Origin of the sequence: Bacillus sp. FSL K6-1003 (assembly GCF_037964945.1) — a bacterium.
Classification (GTDB): domain Bacteria; phylum Bacillota; class Bacilli; order Bacillales; family Bacillaceae; genus Bacillus; species Bacillus mojavensis.
In genome coordinates, this window is the sequence record NZ_CP150176.1 from 3,069,533 (window position 1) to 3,090,706 (window position 21,174).

General features: G+C 46.0%; 23 protein-coding genes. 5 read left to right on the top strand and 18 right to left on the bottom strand.

The features are described 5' to 3' along the window. Positions 1–18: 18 nt before the first annotated feature. The 6 genes from NSU16_RS15710 to NSU16_RS15735 form a co-directional block, all read right to left on the bottom strand. Complete coding sequence (locus tag NSU16_RS15710; protein WP_339191439.1) at positions 19–954, bottom strand: isochorismatase; 936 nt, start codon at positions 952–954, stop codon at positions 19–21. 25 nt (positions 955–979) lie between these two features. Beyond that, positions 980–2,599 carry a (2,3-dihydroxybenzoyl)adenylate synthase gene (locus NSU16_RS15715; protein ID WP_326218271.1) on the bottom strand — a complete coding sequence of 540 codons (1,620 nt, stop codon included), beginning with the start codon at positions 2,597–2,599 and terminating at the stop codon, positions 980–982. A gap of 28 nt (positions 2,600–2,627) precedes the next feature. After that, positions 2,628–3,824: an isochorismate synthase DhbC gene (gene dhbC / locus NSU16_RS15720; protein ID WP_339191440.1), complete on the bottom strand. Its 1,197-nt coding sequence runs from the start codon at positions 3,822–3,824 to the stop codon at positions 2,628–2,630. A 25-nt stretch (positions 3,825–3,849) separates the two neighbouring features. Next, positions 3,850–4,635, bottom strand: coding sequence for a 2,3-dihydro-2,3-dihydroxybenzoate dehydrogenase (locus NSU16_RS15725; protein ID WP_339192702.1), 786 nt, complete (start codon positions 4,633–4,635; stop codon positions 3,850–3,852). A 187-nt stretch (positions 4,636–4,822) separates the two neighbouring features. Then, positions 4,823–5,692, bottom strand: a complete 870-nt coding sequence (gene besA / locus NSU16_RS15730; protein WP_168748655.1) for a ferri-bacillibactin esterase BesA — start codon at positions 5,690–5,692, stop codon at positions 4,823–4,825. Between the two features lie 212 nt (positions 5,693–5,904). After that, positions 5,905–6,501, bottom strand: a complete 597-nt coding sequence (locus NSU16_RS15735; protein WP_268447257.1) for a sulfite oxidase-like oxidoreductase — start codon at positions 6,499–6,501, stop codon at positions 5,905–5,907. 100 nt (positions 6,502–6,601) lie between these two features. On the opposite strand from NSU16_RS15735, the gene NSU16_RS15740 reads away from it, so the two are divergent. Continuing rightward, a complete protein-coding gene (locus tag NSU16_RS15740) occupies positions 6,602–7,204 on the top strand; it encodes a biotin transporter BioY (RefSeq protein ID WP_339191444.1) in 603 nt (200 codons plus the stop codon). 71 nt (positions 7,205–7,275) lie between these two features. On the opposite strand, the gene NSU16_RS15745 is transcribed toward NSU16_RS15740, so the two are convergent. Together NSU16_RS15745 and NSU16_RS15750 are read right to left on the bottom strand one after the other, a co-directional pair. After that, positions 7,276–8,604 (bottom strand): Na+/H+ antiporter family protein, encoded by a 1,329-nt coding sequence (locus tag NSU16_RS15745; protein WP_268471529.1) that lies wholly within the window; start codon positions 8,602–8,604, stop codon positions 7,276–7,278. A gap of 144 nt (positions 8,605–8,748) precedes the next feature. Continuing rightward, on the bottom strand, positions 8,749–10,251 hold the full coding sequence (locus tag NSU16_RS15750; protein ID WP_339191446.1) for a leucyl aminopeptidase: 1,503 nt from the start codon (positions 10,249–10,251) through the stop codon (positions 8,749–8,751). A 155-nt stretch (positions 10,252–10,406) separates the two neighbouring features. Between NSU16_RS15750 and NSU16_RS15755 the strand changes: the two genes are divergently transcribed. After that, positions 10,407–10,883: a divergent PAP2 family protein gene (locus NSU16_RS15755; protein WP_044158979.1), complete on the top strand. Its 477-nt coding sequence runs from the start codon at positions 10,407–10,409 to the stop codon at positions 10,881–10,883. A gap of 33 nt (positions 10,884–10,916) precedes the next feature. Here NSU16_RS15755 and NSU16_RS15760 read toward each other — a convergent pair whose 3' ends face one another. The 4 genes from NSU16_RS15760 to NSU16_RS15775 all read right to left on the bottom strand — a co-directional run bounded on the left by NSU16_RS15760 (position 10,917) and on the right by NSU16_RS15775 (position 13,589). Beyond that, positions 10,917–11,576, bottom strand: a complete 660-nt coding sequence (locus tag NSU16_RS15760; RefSeq protein ID WP_081720740.1) for a 3D domain-containing protein — start codon at positions 11,574–11,576, stop codon at positions 10,917–10,919. Between the two features lie 103 nt (positions 11,577–11,679). After that, the gene (locus NSU16_RS15765) at positions 11,680–12,000 is read right to left on the bottom strand and encodes a YuiB family protein (RefSeq protein ID WP_010331727.1); all 321 of its coding nucleotides are present in this window, start codon (positions 11,998–12,000) and stop codon (positions 11,680–11,682) included. Between the two features lie 50 nt (positions 12,001–12,050). Then, entirely contained in the window at positions 12,051–12,194 is a 144-nt protein-coding gene (locus tag NSU16_RS15770; RefSeq protein ID WP_024122716.1) for a YuiA family protein, read from the bottom strand. A gap of 174 nt (positions 12,195–12,368) precedes the next feature. After that, positions 12,369–13,589: an NAD(P)/FAD-dependent oxidoreductase gene (locus tag NSU16_RS15775; protein WP_339191447.1), complete on the bottom strand. Its 1,221-nt coding sequence runs from the start codon at positions 13,587–13,589 to the stop codon at positions 12,369–12,371. 330 nt (positions 13,590–13,919) lie between these two features. Between NSU16_RS15775 and yumC the strand changes: the two genes are divergently transcribed. Next, complete coding sequence (gene yumC, locus NSU16_RS15780) at positions 13,920–14,918, top strand: ferredoxin--NADP reductase 2 (protein ID WP_010331730.1); 999 nt, start codon at positions 13,920–13,922, stop codon at positions 14,916–14,918. Positions 14,919–14,958: 40 nt separating this feature from the next. Here the strand turns inward: yumC and NSU16_RS15785 are convergent, their stop codons facing one another. After that, positions 14,959–15,099: a hypothetical protein gene (locus tag NSU16_RS15785; RefSeq protein WP_010331731.1), complete on the bottom strand. Its 141-nt coding sequence runs from the start codon at positions 15,097–15,099 to the stop codon at positions 14,959–14,961. A 277-nt stretch (positions 15,100–15,376) separates the two neighbouring features. Between NSU16_RS15785 and guaC the strand changes: the two genes are divergently transcribed. Continuing rightward, positions 15,377–16,357, top strand: a complete 981-nt coding sequence (gene guaC, locus NSU16_RS15790) for a GMP reductase (protein WP_268448416.1) — start codon at positions 15,377–15,379, stop codon at positions 16,355–16,357. Positions 16,358–16,405: 48 nt separating this feature from the next. On the opposite strand, the gene NSU16_RS15795 is transcribed toward guaC, so the two are convergent. The 4 genes from NSU16_RS15795 to NSU16_RS15810 all read right to left on the bottom strand — a co-directional run bounded on the left by NSU16_RS15795 (position 16,406) and on the right by NSU16_RS15810 (position 19,411). Continuing rightward, entirely contained in the window at positions 16,406–16,768 is a 363-nt protein-coding gene (locus NSU16_RS15795; protein ID WP_010331733.1) for an iron-sulfur cluster assembly accessory protein, read from the bottom strand. A gap of 78 nt (positions 16,769–16,846) precedes the next feature. After that, positions 16,847–17,701 carry a diaminopimelate epimerase gene (dapF, locus tag NSU16_RS15800; RefSeq protein ID WP_229149119.1) on the bottom strand — a complete coding sequence of 285 codons (855 nt, stop codon included), beginning with the start codon at positions 17,699–17,701 and terminating at the stop codon, positions 16,847–16,849. 122 nt (positions 17,702–17,823) lie between these two features. Then, positions 17,824–19,038 (bottom strand): NupC/NupG family nucleoside CNT transporter, encoded by a 1,215-nt coding sequence (locus NSU16_RS15805; RefSeq protein WP_010331735.1) that lies wholly within the window; start codon positions 19,036–19,038, stop codon positions 17,824–17,826. Positions 19,039–19,174: 136 nt separating this feature from the next. Beyond that, positions 19,175–19,411 (bottom strand): YuzB family protein, encoded by a 237-nt coding sequence (locus tag NSU16_RS15810; protein ID WP_010331736.1) that lies wholly within the window; start codon positions 19,409–19,411, stop codon positions 19,175–19,177. 263 nt (positions 19,412–19,674) lie between these two features. Between NSU16_RS15810 and NSU16_RS15815 the strand changes: the two genes are divergently transcribed. Continuing rightward, complete coding sequence (locus tag NSU16_RS15815) at positions 19,675–20,742, top strand: NAD(P)/FAD-dependent oxidoreductase (RefSeq protein ID WP_010331737.1); 1,068 nt, start codon at positions 19,675–19,677, stop codon at positions 20,740–20,742. Between the two features lie 20 nt (positions 20,743–20,762). Here the strand turns inward: NSU16_RS15815 and NSU16_RS15820 are convergent, their stop codons facing one another. After that, positions 20,763–21,089 (bottom strand): YuzD family protein, encoded by a 327-nt coding sequence (locus NSU16_RS15820; protein ID WP_339191450.1) that lies wholly within the window; start codon positions 21,087–21,089, stop codon positions 20,763–20,765. Between the last annotated feature and the right edge of the window lie 85 nt (positions 21,090–21,174).

Sequence of the window (21,174 nt, forward strand, 5' to 3'; positions counted from 1 at the left end):
CCGTCTTTTTACCTCCTTTTATAAATAGTCCGCGTTTGGCAACACTCTCTCAATGCGGATTGAAAGCAATTTCTGCCATTCTTCTATCGTCGGCCGTTCAGCCAGTTCGACGAATGTCACCTCGGCTCCTTCACGGCGCCATTGTTCCACTAATGTCATGATCCTTACAGAATCTAGTCCCCTATTCAGTAAGTCCTCATTATCTGCAATGTCATCAGGAGATTCTTGGAGAAGCTCAGCAATTTGTGTGCGGATACTCTCGCAGGTAAATCTATCTTTTTCAGCTTTTTCTGACAGCTTCTGAGCCGCAGAAGGCGTATGTTTCAGCTGATCAAGCAAGCTGTCGGTCATCACCGTAAACGCACAGCGCCCAGCCGCATAATCAAGCGCCATTTTATGCTTGTCCTCAGAAAAATCCGCAACTGCATCAGCAACAAAAAATGCTTCGATATCCTCCATAAACGCTTCACATGCTGTAACGAGACAGCCAATATGAGCATAAATCCCAGAGATGATCAGCTGATCACGCCCCTGTTCACGCATGATCTCAAGCAGATTCGTTCTCTTAAATGCGCTGTATCTCCATTTTGTCAATACAAGATCATTGTCTTCCGGCGCAAGCTCGGCCACAATTTTTTCCTCATAAGGGCCGCTGCTTAATCCAGGTCCCCAAAAATCAGTCAGCAATGCCCGGTCCTCCGGGTTTTGACTGCCGGGCTGCGCTGTGTAGACAACAGGTATCCCGAGTTGAACACATTGGTCCTTCAGTTTGCGTATATTTGCTGAAAGCTCTATTACTGGAGACGCTCCAGCTGTAAACGCGTCGACAAAATAGTTCTGCATATCGTGTATTAAGAAGACTGCCCGATTTGGATCAGGCACCCATGATACTTTGTTTGTTGGCATATCAGACGCTGTCGGCATTTGATACGGCTGAATGGCAGGAATAGCCATTTGAACACTCCCTTTCAAATCGTTTCTATTTTTTTGAACCTGCAAGAAGTTTTTCGGCGATCGTTTCGCGAAGCGCCTTTTTGCTTACCTTTCCTACCCCTGTCTGCGGGAAGGACTCAACAAATTCGATCCGGTCTGGAATTTTATATGCTGCAAGCCCGCGTTCTCTTAGAAAAGCTTTGAGCTCTGCGGCTTTCGGCGCTTGATCCCGGGGAATAATGAAAACACATGATCTTTCACCAAGAAATTGGTCTGGCATTGAGACCATTGCCGCATCATGCACAGCCGGATGCGCCAGAAGATGATTTTCAACCTCTTCAGCCGCCACTTTTTCCCCGCCGCGGTTGATTTGATCCTTTGCCCGTCCTTCCACGACAACATAACCGTCGGATGTCAGTCTCACTAGATCGCCAGTGCGGTAAAACCCGTCCTCGGTAAACGAAGCCGCATTGTGCTCATCAGCCTTATAGTATCCCCGGATCGTATACGGTCCCCGTGTCAGCAGGTGCCCCGTTTCACCAGGTTTCACGTCATGGTCCTGATCATCCCACACACGTATTTCATCGTAAGAAGACATCGGCTTACCTTGGGTATTGACAATAACTTCCTCGGGGTCATCAAGCCTTGTATAATTAACGAGCCCTTCTGCCATTCCGAAGACCTGCTGCAAGGTGCAGCCGAATACAGATTTCACTTTGCGCGCGGCTTCAGCGCTGAATTTCGCGCCGCCTACCTGCAGCACTTGAAGGCTTGATAAATCGTCATCTCGTGAGGCAGCAGCGTCCATCCATACCATTGCAAGCGGCGGGACAAGAGCTGTGATTGTCACCTGTTCCCGTTCAATCAAAGGGAACGAGTCGTCAGGACTCGGAGAAGGAGATAAAACCACTTTTCCTCCAGCGTATAATACGCCTAGCACCCCGGGTGAGCTCAGCGGGTAATTGTGCGCCATCGGCAATGCGGCCAAGTACACAGTGCTGTGATCAAGCCAGCAAACCTCCGCACTCATCCGCAGGCTGTATATGTAATCATCGTGGGTTCGCGGTATCAGTTTCGATAAGCCGGTGCTTCCGCCAGAAAGCTGGAGAAACGCCACATCCGAAGATTTTACTTCAGGCAGCTCGCCAGGTTCTGTATGCAATGCCTCAAGCGGCTGGAATTCCTCCGCCTCACCTGCGACAATGACGTGTTTCAAGGACGGCAGCTTGCTTTGAACCTGTCTGGCAAGTGTGCGGTAGTCAAATCCCGAATGAGAATCGGGGATGATATAAGCCTCCGCTTCAGCAAACTCGCAAAAATATGTAATCTCACTGCTTCGATGCGAGGGCAATGCAAAAACCGGGAGCGCTCCCAGCCGAAAAAGCGCAAAGATGACTTCAAAAAACTCCGCGATATTCGGCAGCTGCACGACTACACGATCCATTGGTTTAATACCGAGCTTTTGCAATCCGGCTGCCAGACGGTCAGCCCTTGTGTCAAGCTCTTGATAGCTCCAATGGGTGTCCCCGCATGTAATCGCGATTCGATCGCCATGTTTGGCAGCCCGGTCTCTTAACATGTCTCCAAAAGTCTCACCGGCCCAGCACCCGTTCTCCCGGTACTTTTCCGCAAACTCCATGGGCCACGGCGTAAATCCATTCAGCATGCTGTTTCCCTCCTGCATTTATTTCTGATCATATGTGATTGACACCCATTGCCCGGAGCATTGTCCGAAACTTTGCGGATGTCTCCTGAAGCTCGTCCTCTGCTTTTGATCCAGCTACAACACCGGCACCTGCAAAAAGACGAAGTGAACGTTCTTCAGCCTCTGCACAGCGAATCGTAACGATCCATTCGCCATCGCCTGCATCGTCACACCAGCCTACCATGCCGGTGAAGAAACCGCGGTCAAAAGGTTCAATTTCCCGGATGGCTTCTCTTGCAAGGTCAGTCGGTGTACCGCAGACTGCCGGCGTAGGATGAAGCGCGGCGGCTAGCTCCAGCGAGGTTACAGTCGGGTCAGAAAGCTCTCCTTTAATGACACTGGACAAATGCCACATCGTCTCCGTTTGGATCAGCGAAGGCTTTTCCGGAACGTCCAGCGTCCGGCAAAAAGGCCGCAGCCCGGCGGCAACCGCATCAGCCACAACAGCATGTTCATGAAGATCCTTTGCGGAAGAAAGCAATTCATCGGCCCGGCGCTGGTCCTCAACAGGATCATCACTGCGAGGTCTAGAGCCCGCTAACGGATTGGATACCACCTGAGTTCCCATTCTTGAAACGAGAAGCTCGGGACTTGCACCGAGTAGTGTCCGATGGGAAGATGAATCATCTTGGCCAGATACATCGGCTGCAAAAGTATAACCATGTGTATTATGCCGCGCCAGATGGTGAAGCAGTTCACCCGTTTGTATCGCTTCAGGTGATGTCAGATGCAGCGATCTGGACAGGACGATTTTGCTGAGTGTGCCGTCAGCAATGCTTGCCAATCCTTGTTCTACACCTTTTTTATAGTCCTCCGGTGCAGGAACAGGCTGTATGTGATATGTATGTTCCGGCTGCTGTTCAATCTTGGCATCACCGAATTGAAGCGGTCCCGACCACCGTACCTCCTCCGGAACGACGAGCCGGGGCGGTTTTAAATAATCAAATGGAACAGCTCCCACAACAACCGGACGGCTTTGCCCCAATTGCTTTGCTTTGTTTAGCGCCTCAGCAATGCGGCCGGGTAAGGTTTCTAATTGGTTTTGTCCGTCTGCATCCGGCACGGCTTCACTTATTCCTTTTCCAAGCAGCACACGATGAGGGGAAGCCAAGAAAAAAGCGCCCGGCTGATACTCATGAAGCAAATGCTCCGCCTTCGTTTCAGGCATAACGTTTTGTTCCAACATCTTCATAAACCTCCTTTGAGTTAACTTATACGCCTAAGGTCGCGCCGCCATCTACACATAAATTATGCATCGTAATATGGCCTGCCTGCTCAGAAACCAAAAAGAGCACGGCATCCGCAATATCCGAAGGCTGGGCCAGTTTTTTGAGCGGAATTCCCGTTTTAAATGTATCAAGCGATCCTTTGATGACTTGCTCTGCTCCATTTTCATCAGCCCATAAAGACCACTGCATGTCTGTTTCCGTTGATCCGGGAGAAACAATATTGCAGCGGATGTTATATTCTGCAAGCTCAAGGCCAAGACACTTTGTAAACATCACAGCCGCAGCCTTTGATGAGGCGTATGCCGCAATAGATGTCCTTGGCACACCGGCTGCATTTGATCCTACTGTTACAATCGAACCGGATCTGCGGTTCATCATATATTTGCTGACTGAGCGCGACGCGTTAAAAACACCAGTCGAATTCACTGAGAAAGTGGCCTCCCATTCCTCATCACTGAGAGAATGAATCAGTCCGGGCCGAAGCACACCCGCTACGTTCACCAATATGTCAATCGGGCCCATGTCACGTTCGATTCGAGCCGTGATATCGTCAATCGCCGCACTGTCTCTCACATCCGCCGGAAAGGCTTCGGCACGGCATCCCTCCGCTTTGAGGCTGTTCACGACTTTTTCAAGCTTTTCTGGATTGTAATCAACCGCAGCAATGTGTGCCCCTTGACCGGCAAGCGTCCGCGCTACAGCTTCACCTATTCCTTGGGCGGCCCCTGTAATCAATGCGATCTTGCCTTCTATACCTCTTACCTTCATTTCATCATTTCCTTTCTTCGCTTTTAACGCCAAAAAGGGCATGTTGCGAAAAAGACTGCTTCACCTTACTATTAACCGCAATCTATTGATAATGATTATCATTATCAATTATAAAAATAATCATATCCAAATGTCATCCGACAGTCAAATATAATTTTTGTGACAAATATGGGAGCTGAGGCAATTCTCAGCTCATTGAAATGTGCGGGCCGTCAGGGTGAAGCGCGAAACGCAAAGCCCTGCTGACCAAAACAGGAAGAACTGAAATATGTCCTTCTCCTGAAAACTCGCAAAATTCTGTCCGTACGCCTTTTTCAGCCAAAGCGGACAGCCGCTCGTAAAGCTCCTTTGCGTTATCGTTCATTCGGCATTTATGATGCTTTTCCAATTCTCCTGCCGCTAGCAGAATATTGACAGGCTGCTCGTTTTTCTTTAAACAGGAAGCGAAACGCTCAGCTTCCTTTTCAATAAATGGTTTGTTCCAATGAATGGACGGACTGCCTGCGATATACGTTTGGAATGCATCCGGTTTCGTTAAGAGCACCTGCAAAACGAAGAGCCCGCCAAGAGAGTGGCCAAAGATTGTTTGTCTGTTTCTGTCAATCTCATAATCTTGTTCAATCTCTGGTTTGAGGTCCTCTTCAATAAATCTTAAAAAGTCCCCCGCTCCTCCATGCTCCGGCCATTCTTTGCCGTCAGGCCTTACCGGCAGCTCCGTGTAAGACGTAGGCATTGTAAAATCCCGGTGGCGCGCAGAAGAAAACGGTTCTGTTGTGTCATAGCCAATACCGACAATCACAGCGGGAATTACCCCTGTTTTCTCAGGACGGCGCCCCTGTACCCGAACAGCTTCCGACATTGTACCGAAGATAGAATTGGCGTCGAGCAGATAAATAACCGGATAACCGGAAGGCGGCGGCTCCGTGCTCGGTTTTGAGATAAAGATTTGATAGCCGCGGCTGCCATTGCGTGAAGACATTTTACGCACTTCCGTTCCCGGAATGGTAAATGCGTTGTAGGTCCCGCCTTTAGCCCCATCTGTATTTTTCTCAATCATGCAGTACGACATTCCTCTCTTTAAAACTGGCTGCATTTATGATAATGATTTTCACTATCAACTAGACAACTCAAATAATAGGTTTTCTGGCAAACAAAGTCAACTTTTTCCTTAATAAAAAAAGCACCTTATTTAAATAAGGTACCTGATGACTAGTAATATGGAAATAAAAACCTGTAAGAGATGCTGATTATCCTACATTCACTAGAACCTTAATCCCATGTAAATCTCTGATTCTGCCAAGGGTCGCCTCTCATATGATAGCCGTTCTGCTCCCAAAAACCGGGATGATTTTCTTTCGTAAATTGGATGCCGCGCAGCCACTTAGCGCTTTTCCAGAAATACAAATGAGGAAACACTCCCCGCAGCGGGAAGCCGTGTTCAGGCGTTAAAGGTTCGCCGTTATGCGCATAAGCGAGCAGTGATGTTTCAGCCAAAAAGTCATCGAGCGGCAGATTTGTCGTCCAGCCCTCTTCCGCGTGTAAAATGACATAGCCCGCCTCTTCTTTTACTCCGGCTTTCTCCGCGATATCCCGTGCCCGCACACCCTGCCAAACGTTATCAAGCCGTGACCAGCCTGTTACGCAATGGATGTCATTTTCCGATTCGCACTGAGGAAAGGCTTTTATATCTTCAAAGCTTAAAAGCATCGGATGATCAACCAATCCGTATACTTGCAGATTCCACTTCGTCATATCCTCATAATACGGAACGTTTCCCGTATGAAGCACAGGAAACGAAGTCGTCACATTTTGATTGGGCGGCACTCTTCCTGACTGATCGGCCTGTTTTATTCTTCCGAAATACACGTAAACCCTCCTTTTGTTAACCTAAATGATATTCATGTTGACAATCATTCGGATCTTTATTACTCTATGATTGTGTATGTAAACCTAAGGGGGAACAACGATGAAACAACATAAACTTCGTGCGGGTGATATGGCACTGATCGGCATGTTCGCCGCACTTATGGCTGTCGGCGCCAACATTACATCAGTCGCGCCCTTTTTGCAAGTTGCCGGCATTCCGCTGTCGATGCAGCCGTTTTTCTGCCTCTTGGCGGCTCTGCTTCTCGGCAGCAAACGCGCTGCTATCGCAATGCTTGTATATGCGCTTGTCGGATTGGCCGGGGCACCAGTGTTCGCTCAGTTTTCCGCGGGCTTCGCACCATTTGCAGGTAAAAGCGGCGGCTTCATTATCTCATACATTCCGGCAGCATTTGCAGCTGGATGGTTAGTAGAACGCAAAATCCAGCCAAGTAAGATCCGTTTTCTGATTGCTTCTCTTATCGGAACGGTCATTATGTATATCATCGGCACCACCTATATGTATCTTGCGCTGAAGCTGTGGATTCATACACCGGTGAGCTACAGCACGGTTTGGGGCTTTATGACTTGGTTTATGGTAAAAGACACGGTACTGGCTGTGCTGCTGACGTTTATCGCACCTGCGATCTACCGCTCTATACATAAAGCAACCGGCTTTAACAGACATCACATATCGTCCACTTAAAAACCGTTCCAATGAGCGGTTTTTTAAAATGATAAACGAAAAAGGCTCTCCCGTTAAGGAGAGTCTTTTTTCTATAAGACAAGCGCCGCAATCCAGCCAAAAATAACAAGCGGAATGTTATAAAAGATAAATGTCGGCACACAAGTGTCCCAAATGTGGTGATGCTGTCCGTCCGCACTCAGACCTGAAGTCGGCCCAAGTGTACTGTCGCTGGCAGGTGAACCGGCATCACCAAGCGCGGCAGCCGCTCCGATAATCGCAACCGTTGCCATCGGGCTGAATCCAAGCTGCATACATAGAGGCACAAAGATCGTTGTGATCACCGGAATCGTTGCAAAAGATGAGCCGATTCCCATAGTAATCAGCAATCCGACAATCAGCATCAGCAATGCGCCCATTGACTGGCTGTGCCCAATAATACCAGCTGATGTTTTGACCAATGACTCGACATCTCCAGTTTTTGTCAAGACATTTGAGAATCCGGCTGCAACAAGCATAACAAATCCGATAAAGGCCATTAATACCATACCGTCAGTAATCAATGAATCCGCCTCGTCACGTTTCATTACACCGCTGACAAACAGGATAATCAGGCCGGCCAGCGCCCCCATAATCATCCCTTCTACTCCCAAGGTCTGCGATAAATAAAGCTGGACGCCGAGTGACACTACAATGGCGAGAACCGCGATTCCCAGACTTTTTTTCGTATATGGAGATGGTTTCACACCTGAGATTTCTTTTGTTTCATACACTTTTGGTTTGCGATAAACGATTACTGATAAAATCAAACCGACAACCATGCCTGCAACCGGTATGATCAGCGCGTACGGAATATCGCCAAGCGGAACGTTTAAACCCGCATCAGCCATGTTGTCCTTCAGCATGCCTTGGAAAATCTGGCCGAAGCCGACAGGCAGCAAAATATAAGGAGCCGTTAAGCCGAACGTAATCACACATGCAATCAGCCTGCGGTCCATTTCAAGCTCATTAAAGATTTTCAAAAGCGGCGGTATCAGCACAGGAATAAATGCGATGTGAACCGGTACCACGTTTTGCGAAAAACAAGCTACGATTAAAATAATCAGTACAATGAGCACTTTAGACAGTGCCTTTTTTCGTGTATCTTCTTTATTTCCAATTAATTTCACAGAAGCTTCCACCATAGCATCCGGAAGACCTGTTTTCGTTAAAGCCGCAGCAAACGCACCTAGCATAGCGTAGCTGACTGCAACGGTGGCATTTCCGCCGAGCCCCTCTGTAAAGGCTTTAACCGTTTCACCAAGGCCGAGTCCTCCTGTTAAGCCGCCGGCCAAGGCACCTATGATTAAAGCAATAACTATATTGACACGCAGAAGGCTTAAGACAAGCATAAGCAGTACTGCGATGACGACTGCATTCATGATACCCCTCCAAAAATCCTTTAGTTTGCTAATGTAGTAGATAAATAAAGTACGAACGTATCTTATCATATCATAACACTTTAGTCAACTAAAGATTTTGGAGGAGAAAAACCCTGCCGCGAAATCGCAGCAGGGCTGTATTTGTTATGCTTTTGTGTGTTCTTCCGCTGTAAATCTCTCTGCCAGCGTAGCCAGTGTCCTTGCCATGACGCCGGTTGCACCGGACGGACCGAAGCAGCTTGTTTTACTTGAAGTTGCTGTGCCTGCAATATCAAGATGGACCCAAGGTGTCGTTTCAGCAAACTCACCAAGAAACGTTCCTGCCATAATCGCAAGGCCTTCCCGTCCCGGTGAATTGTTTAAATCCGCCATTTGGCTGTTTTTCACACGTTTTTTATCCTTTTCTGTAATCGGCAGCTGCCAGATGGCCTCACCGCACTCTTCCGCAGCTTCAGCCACCTGCTGATAAAAGCTCTCGTTATTTGTCATGGCGCCAGTTGTTTCTGTGCCCAATGCCACAACAACGCCGCCAGTGAGTGTTGCCACATCAACAAGAACAGACGCGCCATGCTGTTTCGCATATGTAAGGCCGTCTGCAAGCACAAGCCTTCCTTCTGCATCCGTATTAAGGATTTCAATCGTTTTTCCGCTTAATGACACGATGACATCGTCAGGCTTCATCGCCCCGCCTGAAATCATGTTGTCGGTTGACGGAATGACAGCCAGCACATTTTGCTCTGGACGAAGTTCGCCGATCGTTTCCATAGCACCAAGGACCGCTGCCGCTCCTCCCATATCGGATTTCATGCCGACAATTCCTGTTTTGGTTTTAATAGAGTAACCGCCTGTGTCAAAGGTAATTCCTTTTCCGACAAGTCCGATAACATTTTCCCATTCCTTTTTGCCCTGATACTTCAAGACAATCATTTTGGGCGGTTCGGCAGAGCCTTGGTTTACCGCAAGGATTCCGCCCATACCGAGCTCTTCCATATCCGATTTCTCCAATATTTCACACTCAAAATCATATTTCGCCGCAAGCTCGGACGCATATGAAGCCAGGTCAGTTGCTGTCAGCATATTTCCCGGCATATTCACAAGCGTTCTTGCCGAATTTGTGCCCTGCCCGTATGCCTGGCCGACAAGAAGCCCGGCCTGCACTTCTTGTGTATCTTCATCTGTGACGGCATAGATGGATTCAAGCTGTTTATCCGGCTCATTTGATTTGTGCTTATAATCCTGCACCTCATAAGAAGCAAGCAGGCAGCTCTCAGCTAATGCGTGAGCGGCATCCGCTGCGGGCACTTCTTCACAAATAAATGTGTCAAGCAGTACGGCAGCCTCTTGTTTCCTGTCTTTATGAATGGCTTGAAAAACATGGGCAAAGCTTTCCTTCGCCTCTTCAAATGAATAATTCGCCTCCCTTCCCAAACCGACAAAATAAATACGTTTCATACCAGCGGAGGACGGAGGGAATACTTTTGATACTTGATTCCGTTTGGCAGAGACATCACCGTCTTTCAGAAGCTGAGTCAGATGGCCTTCCAGTTTTTCATCAATTTCCTTTGCTTTGCCTGTCAGCTGACTTTTTTGAAAAAGTCCGACCACTAGGGTTTCAGTATGCTCTAATTGTTGAACCGCATAAAACATAAGGCTTACACTCCTAACGTAATGGGTATTTGTAATGAACAATGGTATAATAGGAAATACATTCTTTCCTTACATTTATTTTATCAAACAACAGACGAAGACCTGCTTTTTTCTTTTGTAACACGAAAGATTTTCATATAGAAAGGATGTCGCCTATGGAACTTTTTATGAATTTTCCTTTATTATCAAGCCTTGCTGCCATCATCTTTGCACAAGTCATTAAAGTGCCGATACAATTTATCGTATCCAGAAAACTGGACTGGTCGCTGGTGACAAGTACAGGCGGCATGCCGAGTTCCCATTCCGCGGCTGTGACGGCGCTTTCTACAGGAGTAGCCTTAGAGCATGGATTAGGTTCCTCTCTCTTTGCGGTTTCAGCTATTTTTGCAGTCATTACCATGTTTGACGCAACCGGCGTCAGACGTCATGCCGGCGAGCAGGCAACAGTCATTAATAAGCTTGTGATTGATTTTAACCGTTTTGTGAATGAAGCAAAAGATTTCCCGAAAGCTGAAGAGAAAGAAAAACAAAAAAAGCTGAAAGAGCTTCTCGGCCATCAGCCAATCGAGGTCTTTTTTGGCGGATTGACAGGAATTTTATTAACACTGGCACTGGCATATTTTTTTCTGTAAAAAAAACAACGCTTCAGCCGCAGCTGGAGCGTTTTATTCTTTCACTGTTTTGTATTGATTTCTGAACACCTGCAATGATTTTGTTTCATTAAGCTTTACCAGTTCATCCTCAGTGACTTTTCCGGTGCCCTTCTTAATTACATACACATCTAGGGTTTTTTTGCCCCATTCATTGTAGACATCATGAACGGTTTCAAAGTACAAATCAATGCGGTTTCCCTTGATGGCCGATCCTGTGTCCGCAACGACGCCCAAACCGTAGTTCGGGATGAATAAAATGGTTCCGATCGGAAAAACGGATGGATCGGCGGCAACCGTAGAGTATAAATCTCTTTTCACTTTAACACCTGAATATGTAAGCCCGTATAATGGATCTCCAGGCTTTTTACCCGTCGATTCGACTCCCGCTGTGTAGCCTGTAGCCGTTACTTTCCGTGCCGGATACTCGTCCCAGTCAAAGGCTTCTTCCAATGGTTTGTCTTTTGCTTTGTCTGCAGCGGACATCGTTTTTTCGTGTTTCTGCTGCAATGCTTTTAATGTCAGTCCAGTATTCTTCGAGTGCTTCTCATTATTTTCTTGCACCCATTTTGATAAGTCCTTCGCCTCTACTCCTGATACGGCTAAATATGTCGTGGCAAACGCGAGCAGAAATAAACAGGTCATCAGCAAACGTCTGATCATTTTCAACATTATTCACCTCTCCTCCGAATCATTGTTCCCACATAGCGGGAACAATATTCAAAATGGTGAATGTGCTGAAGGCACAAAAAAAGCTTTCTTTAGAAAGAAAGCGGCATTAAAACATCTGATATCCTCTTTTTCTGAGCATGTTGATCGCTATGCCTGATACAATGGCGCCGGCCAGACCGCTGGCTAAAATCAATACATCTGCAGCAGCTAACGATACGACTCTCTGAAACAGGCCGGCAAAAGATTCGCCTGGTGATTGAATATAGCTGATCAGCTTTTCCTTACTGATAATGAAAAGGCATACAATCGGATAAATCACAGCCATAATCCAGGACATTCTCAGCAGCATGTTTAATAAGAAACCGATTCCAAAAAACAAAACAAAAAATAAAACAATTGAGATGATAACGACTGGCAGACTAATCAAAACCCCACCCCCTGCGTTACTTTTAGTGTACCGCGGGGGCTTTTAAAAAGTCAACGGCTGGAAAATGAATGACTGTCTTTACCTGTCCCCTGACATGAAGGACAAGTTTCTGAACCGCCGAGGATTAATTGAAAATACCCTTTCCCTGAGCAAAACGGGCATGCCTGTGAAGCGGTTGTCGTTGCGGTTTTCATCTTAGCATCACCTTTTTCTTAATTTTCAGATAATAATACCATATCAAGCTGTCAATGATAAAGTCAGATCATGTAACAAATCTTTTGATGTAAGCGGAAACATTTTTATTTTGCTCTTGTTCTCTTTTTATTTTGGCGTTTTTTAATAAAACAAAACCCGCGGAGCGCGGGTTTTTAGAAAAACTTAAATTTGCCTTTTTTCAGTGTGAGTCCGAGTCCGCCGATTAAAAACAGCGAACGGTTATCGATGACTTTTTTCATAAAAGAAGCCGGCGTGCCTTTCAGTTTTCTTCCGTACACGACTCCGACCGCATTATGCTCACCGAGAGAAGCCACCGTTCCTTTTATGTCAGGTTTGAATTCTTCAAGCTCGCCGCCCTTAATGAGTTTTGCAATGTTTTTAGCGACCGTAGTTCCCTGCTGCATCGCGATTTGGGCGGTCGGCGGATAAGGACGGTCAGTGTCTTCATTGATAAACAGCGAGCTGTCGCCGAGAATAAACACGTTGTCATGTCCGGGCGCGCGAAGATCAGGATTGACTTTCACCCGGCCGCGCATATTTTCAAAGCCGGCTTCTTCAACAATCGGATGTCCGCGGACACCTGCTGCCCACACCACTGTTTGCGATTTGATTTGCTCTGGTTCCTCATCTTTTTTGCCGACTGTGACTCCTTCTGCAGTACACTCTTGAACCGCCGTGCCGATTTTAAACTCAACGCCATTCTCCTCAAGATAGTGAACAGCATAATCGACAAGCTCGGGATCAAAGCCCGGCAATACGGTCGGCGCTGCTTCTACACAAATAATGCGTACAAGACTTCTGTCAACGTCATACTCCTTGCAGAGCTCCGGCACACGGGCAGCCAGTTCGCCAAGGAATTCAATACCCGTAAATCCGGCTCCTCCGACAACGATTGTTAACCTGTCCGGCCGTTTTTCAGCTTCAATGTTGTAAGTCGCAAATTGCAGCTCAATATGTTCCCGTAGCACACGAGATGTATTGATATTGGCGATCGGAAACGCAAATTCTTTTAAGCCTTTAATGCCGAACGTTTCAGGTACCGCTCCGAGGCCGATAACTAAATAATCGTACTGCAGCTCCCCATTGGCAAGCATCACTTTCTTCTCGTCTATTTTGATTGCCTTCACGGTATCCTGTACAAAATTGACACGTGACTGGTTGATTACATCTTTTATCTGATAACGGCAGCGGTCATGATGGAGCGTGCCGGCGCTCGCTTCGTGCATCCATGTTGTTTCATAATGATAATTGTGTTTATTCACAAGCGTAATATCAGCATCATTCGGACCGACATGCTTCTTCAGCCTTGTCACTGTCATCAATCCGCCATAACCTGCACCTAAAATCACGATTTTGGGCTTATTCAATGCCATCACATCCACCTTCTCTTTTTTTTGCTGTTAGACGCATATAAAAATCATCATTTGTGTTATCTTCAGCTTATTGGCAGGATTTTATGAAATATATTGAAAAGTTTTTTTGTGAAGTCCACACCCATAGCACTACTATCATGTTTATCCGGCTGGTTCATGAAACATTCAGAAAAAAGATGAATTCATTTTTTTCTTATCGTATCGGCCTGCGGGCATATGATCAAGAATGAATGCGCATACAATGTACCGCGAATTTTTCTGCTGACTCGTCAATTTTAAGAGCAATATGGTATAATTAATAACAATTTTCATTTAGGAGGCAATTTTCGTATGCGAGAGGATACAAAGGTTTATGATATTACCATTATAGGCGGGGGACCGGTCGGCTTATTCACCGCTTTTTACGGAGGCATGAGACAGGCAAGCGTCAAAATTATCGAAAGCCTGCCTCAGCTTGGCGGACAGCTTAGCGCCCTGTACCCTGAGAAATATATATATGACGTAGCAGGATTCCCGAAAATCCGCGCCCAAGAGCTAGTGAACAACTTAAAAGAGCAAATGGCGAAATTCGACCAAACCATTTGTTTAGAGCAGGCGGTTGAATCTGTTGAAAAACAAGCAGACGGCGTGTTTAAGCTTGTGACAAACGAAGAAACCCATTACTCTAAAACGGTCATCATCACTGCAGGGAACGGCGCATTCAAACCAAGAAAGCTCGAGCTTGAAACAGCTGAACAATACGAAGGCAAAAACCTTCACTACTTCGTTGATGATTTACAAAAATTCGCCGGCCGACGCGTTGCGATTCTGGGCGGAGGAGATTCAGCGGTTGACTGGGCACTTATGCTTGAGCCAATTGCAAAAGAAGTTTCCATCGTTCACCGCCGCGATAAATTCCGCGCGCATGAGCACAGTGTGGAAAACCTTCACGCATCTAAGGTGAATGTCCTGACACCATTTGTTCCGGCGGAGCTCATCGGAGAAGACAAAATCGAGCAGCTTGTGCTTGAGGAAGTGAAAGGCGAGCGCAAAGAGATTTTAGAAATCGACGACTTAATCGTCAACTACGGCTTCGTCTCATCTCTTGGACCGATCAAAAACTGGGGACTTGAAATTGAGAAAAACTCCATTGTTGTCAAATCTACAATGGAAACAAACATCGAAGGCTTCTTCGCCGCAGGTGACATTTGCACATACGAAGGAAAAGTCAATCTGATTGCAAGCGGCTTCGGCGAAGCACCGACAGCTGTTAACAACGCGAAAGCTTATATGGATCCAAAAGCTCGCGTACAGCCGCTGCACTCTACAAGTCTTTTTGAAAATAAGTAATAAAAAAAGGAGTTTGTGTCAAGGTGACACAGCTCCTTTTTTATTTGAAGATATTGATATAATTCATCGCAGTTCCAATAACCAGCGCAATCACAAGAGCTGCTACAATCCAGATCGTAGTCATGATAATGCGGTCTTGGATCTTTTGGGACTTCGGTGGTTTTTCTTCACTTTGAGTCATCTCCATTCGCTCCTTTCACATGTCCATGTCATAAAGAAAGCCTGGTGCTGAAGGACCAAGCTTTGCTGAACGTATATAATTTCGTTTTTATCCGCATTCTAAGTCCATTCAATTAAAACTATCATACCCAAACTCACAGTGCATGACAAGCTTCGGCACTTGCACTCACCTGTAAGCGAATAAAACGTTTGACATCCTAAATAAAACAGAGTACATTATACAAGGCGAACATTTGATATATTTTTATTATAAATATTCGTATTTAGGAGTGGATTCTATGGAAAACGTGTTTGATTACGAAGATATTCAGCTAATTCCTGCAAAATGCATTGTGAACAGCCGTTCTGAGTGTGACACATCCGTACGGTTAGGCGGACGTACATTTAAATTGCCCGTCGTTCCTGCCAATATGCAGACGATTATAGATGAGAAACTTGCGGTTTCATTAGCCGAAAACGGCTACTTTTATGTGATGCACCGCTTTGAACCTGAAAAACGGATTGATTTTATAAAGGACATGAACGCACGCGGATTATTCTCTTCTATCAGCGTCGGGGTCAAAGATGAGGAATATGAATTTGTCCGTCACCTGGCAGAACAAAATCTGGCACCTGACTACGTGACCATCGACATCGCTCACGGACATTCCAATGCCGTCATTGAGATGATTCAGCACCTCAAAAAGCATCTTCCGGACAGCTTTGTCATCGCGGGTAATGTCGGAACACCGGAAGCGGTTAGAGAGCTCGAAAATGCCGGAGCGGATGCCACAAAAGTCGGTATTGGACCGGGAAAAGTATGTATAACGAAAATTAAAACCGGCTTCGGCACAGGCGGATGGCAATTAGCCGCGCTGCGCTGGTGCGCAAAAGCCGCCAGCAAACCGATTATTGCTGATGGCGGAATCCGCACCCATGGCGACATCGCAAAATCAATCCGATTCGGCGCCACCATGGTCATGATCGGCTCACTATTTGCCGGACACGAGGAATCACCGGGACAAACCATTGAAAAAGACGGAAAGCTCTACAAAGAATACTTTGGCTCAGCCTCTGAATATCAAAAAGGCGAAAAGAAAAATGTCGAAGGCAAAAAAATGCACGTGGAGCATAAAGGCGCAATCATGGATACGCTGACTGAAATGGAACAGGATCTTCAATCTTCTATTTCTTATGCTGGCGGAACTAAGCTGGAGGCTATCCGCAATGTGGATTATGTCATTGTGAAGAATTCGATTTTTAATGGAGATAAGTATTAAAAAAAGCCAAGTCAGCGGTTCGCCGCTTGACTTGGCTTTTTTCTATCATTAGCACTCTTCTGGTTTACCTGCATTCGTCGCTGTTCTGAAAGAAGAACCGCAGCCGCATGAGGCGATGGCGTTTGGATTATCGATGGTAAAGCCGCCGCCAAGCATGGATTGCTTAAAGTCTATAATAGTGCCGTTCATGATATCAAGGCTTTCTTTGTCAACGAGAACAGTAATGCCGTGCTCCTCAAACATACTGTCTGCTTCGCTTTTTTCATGCTCAAAGCCCATTCCGTATGAAAGGCCGCTGCAGCCGCCGCCTTTAACGCCGACACGCAGAAACGCGTTTTCTTCTTCATGCTCTTTCATCATATCTTTTATATGCAAAGCTGCTGCTTCTGTAATTGTTACAGGGTTGCTCATTATGGTGAACCTCCTTTTAAAAACCGGATGTTGTCTTATATTATAAACTTGATGGGCCCATTTCTCAAACTAGCTGTTTTATAAAAAATAGACGCCCTCACAAACAGTCTCCGCCGGACCTGTCATCATCACATGGCCATTCTCTTTCCAGTTAATGACCAGATCTCCGCCCGCCAAATGAACCGTAATGTCTTCATTTTGTTTTGATACACCGTTTAAAACAGATGCGACAGCTGCTGCACATGCGCCTGTACCGCATGCCTGTGTGATGCCTGATCCCCGTTCCCACACGCGGAAGTGCAGTTCATGTTCATTCACGGTTTCCACAAACTCGACATTCACACCTTCCGGAAATCTAGGATCTTTCTCAATCACCGGCCCCAGTGTCGTCAGCGGTGCCTGTTCAATATCGGCAATCGGAAAAACAATATGCGGATTGCCCATGGAAACCGCGGTGCCTTTTAGTTCAGCTTCGCCAAATGTCATTGCTTCATTAATGGTTTGCTCCTCACCGCCGCCAAGCATCGGAAGCTCGGCTTTTGTCAGACGAGGTTCACCCATATCGACAGTGACAACATTCACCTTTCCGTTTTCAACTTGAACCTCCGCTTTCACAAGTCCGGAGAGGGTTTCAATCAGAAATGATGTTTCCTCAACCAGCTTATGCTCATACGCGTATTTTGCAACGCAGCGCAGGCCGTTGCCGCAGTTTTTCCCTTCAGATCCGTCATTATTAAAGATCCGCATTTTGACAGGCGCTTGATCTGAAGGGCATATGAGGATCATTCCGTCGGAGCCGATCCCTGTATAAACGGAAGACACCTGAATCGCTATTTCAGACAGTTGTTCTTCCGGCAGTTGTTCTTCAAATTGATTCACGTATATATAGCTGTTTCCAAGGCCGTGCATTTTGGTAAATCGAAATGAGTTCATAGAAGCCTCCAACTTTTTCTCTTTTTCTTAGTATAAAAGCTATTATAAACGGACACAATACAATTATCCCCCGTTTTTCATACATAAAAGCTCCTTGCAATGACGCAAGGAGCTTTTATCTTTTATATGAACATGCCGGCAATAGCCGCGCTCAGCAGATTGGCTAATGTTCCCGCTAGAACCGCCTTCAACCCAAGGCGTGCGATATCTGAGCGGCGGCTTGGCGCTAAACCGCCAAGCGTACCGAGCATAATCGCAATCGAGGAGAAATTTGCGAATCCGCATAACGCAAAGCTGATAATCGTAGCGGTTTTTTTAGAAAACTCGCCGATGTGCGGACCGAAGTTAGAATAAGCGACAAACTCATTCAGCACTAATTTCTGGCCGATAAAGCTTCCAGCATGCAACGCTTCATGCCATGGCACACCAATCAAAAAGGCGATTGGAGAAAACACATAGCCGAGAAGAGATTCTAATGTGACATCTTTTAAACCGAACAATCCGAAAACACCGCCGAGAATACCGTTGACCACGGCGATTAATGCGACAAATGCAAGCAACATCGCACCAACGTTCAGCGCAATTTGCAGACCTGTTGACGCACCTTTTGCAGCCGCGTCAATTACATTGGCCGCTCCTTCGCCTTCATCCATTTTGAAATCGCCTTTTACTGTTTGCGGCGTTTCCGTTTCAGGAATGATTAATTTCCCGAAAACCAGACCCGCGGGAGCAGCCATGAAGCTCGCCGCAAGCAAGTATTCAATCGGAATACCGAGAAGGGCGTAGCCAAACAAAGTTGAACCCGCAACAGCCGATAGACCGCTCGTCATAATTGTAAACAGTTCAGAGCGCGTCAGCCCTGCAATGAGGGGCCTGATCACCAAAGGAGATTCCGATTGCCCTACAAAAATATTAGCAGCAGCCGCAAGAGATTCCGTCTTGCTTGTCCCAAGAAGCTTCGACAACCCGCCGCCAATCACACGGAAAATGAGCTGCATGATTTTTAAATGATATAAAACTGCGATCAGTGCTGAGAAAAAGATGATGACAGGCAGTACACTTAAAGCAAACGCCGGGCTGTCGCCGACTTTTAAAAGCGGCCCAAATATGAAACTGATGCCTTCATTCGCATAATCAATCAAAAGCTGTACACGGCTTGAAAACCATAAAAAAACAGCGCGTCCCGCTTCCCATTTCAACACGATGTATCCAAACGCCACCTGTATACATAAACCAACGATGACGGTTCTTATTCTAATATTGCTTTTCTTTTCTGAAAATAAAAACGCGATGGCGATTATTCCAACTGCGCCAAGCAGTCCCCACAGAACATTCATGAATACACCTACACCTCTTAAAATTTATTTAAAACAAATCTTTTATACGATAACAATAATATTTTTTGATGTCTACACATTTTTTCAGTCCTTTTGTACAGCAAAATAAAAAAGGGCCTGTCACAGGCCCTTTTCTTCAAAACATTGGGTTTTCTTCAATAAATGTATATATATTCTCAACAAGCTCAGCAGGTGTTTCACCCGTAACGACTTCTCCGTTTACTAAAGCGAATAGTGATTCCATACATTTCCCGCAATAGCTTAAACAGCCGTATTCAAGAACATCCAGATTCGGATCTTTCTCTAAAATCGCTCGGGCTTCCTGAGAGCCGTGAGCCAGATTGCTGACACAAAATTCAATCATTGGATTCATGCGATTTCACCTCACATATGAACATTATCGCGAATTTTTCACTATTCGTCAAAGACAACGAACACTTCAAAATTTATTATCGTAACATATCATTCCTTCAATAACGTTTTACTAATTTGCGTTTTAAGGCTAATTTGTAGGTTATTTTGAAACTAATATTGTGATTTTAGATCAAATTCGATATAATTCTAGATGTTATTTTACAAAGTTCGTATTTTCCATCAATGTATCTATCATACTCTTCGGGTTAAAGGGGAATTCAAATGAAAAAATTGGTCTTGATCGGCGGAGGTTACGGAAACATGCGTGTTCTTCATCGCTTATTGCCCAACCAGCTGCCTCATGATGTTTCAATCACGTTAATTGACAGAAATCCTTATCACTGCTTAAAAACAGAATATTATGCCCTTGCCGCAGGCACAATTTCTGACCACCATATCAGAGTGACGTTCCCAGAGCACCCTCGCCTGGATGTCGAGTACGGCGATATTTCATCAATTGATATTGCACAAAAACAAGTGCTGTTCCATGACCGCGAACCGATTTCTTACGATGACGCAGTGATCGGGCTCGGCTGCGAGGATAAATATCATAACGTGCCGGGAGCGCCTGAATTCACCTACAGCATTCAAACCATCGATCAGTCCCGCGAAACCTATCAAAAGCTGAACAACTTAAGCGCCGAAGCGACTGTTGCCATTGTTGGAGCAGGCCTAAGCGGCGTTGAACTTGCAAGTGAGTTAAGAGAAAGCCGTGACGATCTGAACATTATTTTGTTTGACCGCGGAGATCTCATTTTATCAAGCTTTCCCGAACGTTTGAGCAAATATGTGCAAAAATGGTTCGAAGAGCACGGTGTCCGCATTATTAACAGGGCAAATATCACAAGAGTAGAAGAAGGCGTTGTATATAACCACGATGACGCAATTTCCGCAGACGCCATCGTATGGACAGCCGGCATACAGCCGAATAAAGTCGTCAGAGACTTGGATGTGGAAAAGGACGCACAAGGCCGTGTCGTGTTAACGCCTCATCACAATGTCCCGGGTGATGAACATCTGTACGTTGTCGGAGATTGTGCCAGCCTTCCTCACGCACCGAGTGCCCAGCTGGCAGAAGCTCAAGCAGAACAGATTGTCCAAATATTGCAAAAACGCTGGAATGGTGAAGCCCTTCCTGAATCAATGCCTCAATTTAAGCTGAAAGGCGTTTTAGGTTCACTCGGGAAAAAAGCCGGCTTCGGACTTGTTGCTGACCGGCCGCTGATCGGCCGTGTTCCGCGTTTGCTGAAATCCGGCTTGCTGTGGATGTACAAACACCATAACGGATAATAGCAGAACCGCTGATGAAGTCAGCGGTTTTCTGTGTAACCGTATCTCTCCAATTCCTCATATACATCCTTCAACTTTGGATTGCCTTCTCCGACAATTTTATTCTCTACGAGGACGAGCGGATAAAAATATTCGTCATTTCTGATTTTTTCCGCAAGCTGTTTTACGTTTTCGACATCTGGCGGCTCGTAAATGTCGATGTATTGCATTTCAAAAGGCTGATTCGGATATTTTCTTTTCAGCGCAGCCTCAAGCCATTCATATGTATCTTTAGCTGTCGGCATATTGACACAGCTTGCACAAACGGTTTCTGCCCCGTATACGCTGAGCATGACTGTTTTTGTCATTGATAAGTGCCCCCATTTCTCTGTGTTACATTCTTTCTATTAAGTATACAGAGACAAAAGACGTTTTTATAGAAAAAAACCGTTT

What these genes read in the sequence shown, in the direction of transcription:
- NSU16_RS15820 (WP_339191450.1), bottom strand. Translation starts at nt 21,089, where the DNA reads ATGACAAAAACAGTCATGCTCAGCGTATACGGGGCAGAAACCGTTTGT.
- besA (WP_168748655.1), bottom strand. Translation starts at nt 5,692, where the DNA reads ATGATTGAGAAAAATACAGATGGGGCTAAAGGCGGGACCTACAACGCA.
- NSU16_RS15770 (WP_024122716.1), bottom strand. Translation starts at nt 12,194, where the DNA reads ATGAAAACCGCAACGACAACCGCTTCACAGGCATGCCCGTTTTGCTCA.
- NSU16_RS15755 (WP_044158979.1), top strand. Translation starts at nt 10,407, where the DNA reads ATGGAACTTTTTATGAATTTTCCTTTATTATCAAGCCTTGCTGCCATC.
- NSU16_RS15815 (WP_010331737.1), top strand. Translation starts at nt 19,675, where the DNA reads ATGAAAAAATTGGTCTTGATCGGCGGAGGTTACGGAAACATGCGTGTT.
- dhbC (WP_339191440.1), bottom strand. Translation starts at nt 3,824, where the DNA reads ATGTTGGAACAAAACGTTATGCCTGAAACGAAGGCGGAGCATTTGCTT.
- guaC (WP_268448416.1), top strand. Translation starts at nt 15,377, where the DNA reads ATGGAAAACGTGTTTGATTACGAAGATATTCAGCTAATTCCTGCAAAA.
- NSU16_RS15775 (WP_339191447.1), bottom strand. Translation starts at nt 13,589, where the DNA reads ATGGCATTGAATAAGCCCAAAATCGTGATTTTAGGTGCAGGTTATGGC.
- NSU16_RS15810 (WP_010331736.1), bottom strand. Translation starts at nt 19,411, where the DNA reads ATGAATCCAATGATTGAATTTTGTGTCAGCAATCTGGCTCACGGCTCT.
- NSU16_RS15750 (WP_339191446.1), bottom strand. Translation starts at nt 10,251, where the DNA reads ATGTTTTATGCGGTTCAACAATTAGAGCATACTGAAACCCTAGTGGTC.
- NSU16_RS15725 (WP_339192702.1), bottom strand. Translation starts at nt 4,635, where the DNA reads ATGAAGGTAAGAGGTATAGAAGGCAAGATCGCATTGATTACAGGGGCC.
- NSU16_RS15795 (WP_010331733.1), bottom strand. Translation starts at nt 16,768, where the DNA reads ATGAGCAACCCTGTAACAATTACAGAAGCAGCAGCTTTGCATATAAAA.
- dapF (WP_229149119.1), bottom strand. Translation starts at nt 17,701, where the DNA reads ATGAACTCATTTCGATTTACCAAAATGCACGGCCTTGGAAACAGCTAT.
- NSU16_RS15715 (WP_326218271.1), bottom strand. Translation starts at nt 2,599, where the DNA reads ATGCTGAATGGATTTACGCCGTGGCCCATGGAGTTTGCGGAAAAGTAC.
- NSU16_RS15785 (WP_010331731.1), bottom strand. Translation starts at nt 15,099, where the DNA reads ATGACTCAAAGTGAAGAAAAACCACCGAAGTCCCAAAAGATCCAAGAC.
- NSU16_RS15745 (WP_268471529.1), bottom strand. Translation starts at nt 8,604, where the DNA reads ATGAATGCAGTCGTCATCGCAGTACTGCTTATGCTTGTCTTAAGCCTT.
- yumC (WP_010331730.1), top strand. Translation starts at nt 13,920, where the DNA reads ATGCGAGAGGATACAAAGGTTTATGATATTACCATTATAGGCGGGGGA.
- NSU16_RS15740 (WP_339191444.1), top strand. Translation starts at nt 6,602, where the DNA reads ATGAAACAACATAAACTTCGTGCGGGTGATATGGCACTGATCGGCATG.
- NSU16_RS15710 (WP_339191439.1), bottom strand. Translation starts at nt 954, where the DNA reads ATGGCTATTCCTGCCATTCAGCCGTATCAAATGCCGACAGCGTCTGAT.
- NSU16_RS15805 (WP_010331735.1), bottom strand. Translation starts at nt 19,038, where the DNA reads ATGAATGTTCTGTGGGGACTGCTTGGCGCAGTTGGAATAATCGCCATC.